Origin of the sequence: Mesorhizobium sp. M1A.T.Ca.IN.004.03.1.1, from assembly GCF_003997555.1 — a bacterium.
Classification (GTDB): Bacteria; Pseudomonadota; Alphaproteobacteria; order Rhizobiales; family Rhizobiaceae; genus Mesorhizobium.
Genome location: NZ_RZTV01000311.1, coordinates 1 through 273, shown reverse-complemented (window position 1 = coordinate 273; position 273 = coordinate 1). Strand labels below are relative to the sequence as shown.

Sequence of the window (273 nt, the reverse complement as noted above, 5' to 3'; positions counted from 1 at the left end):
ACGGCGAGCAGGGCATGAAAATCATGACCGAGCAGCCGCACCACCTCGTGATCTCCGATTTCAACATGCCGAAGATGGATGGCATCGGCTTCCTCCAGGCCGTGCGCACCAACCCGAACACCAAGAAGGCGGCCTTCATCATCCTCACCGCTCAGGGCGATCGCGCGCTGGTACAGAGGGCGGCCCAGCTCGGCGCCAACAACGTGCTCGCCAAGCCGTTTACGATCGAGAAGATGAAAGCGGCCATCGAAGCCGTGTTTGGAGCTTTGAAAT

1 protein-coding gene is annotated in these 273 nt (G+C 59.7%); it reads left to right on the top strand.

The genetic code is table 11. The features are described from left to right. A partial coding sequence (locus EOD29_RS31800) for a response regulator (RefSeq protein WP_245475500.1) occupies positions 1 to 273 on the top strand: 273 nt, incomplete at both ends.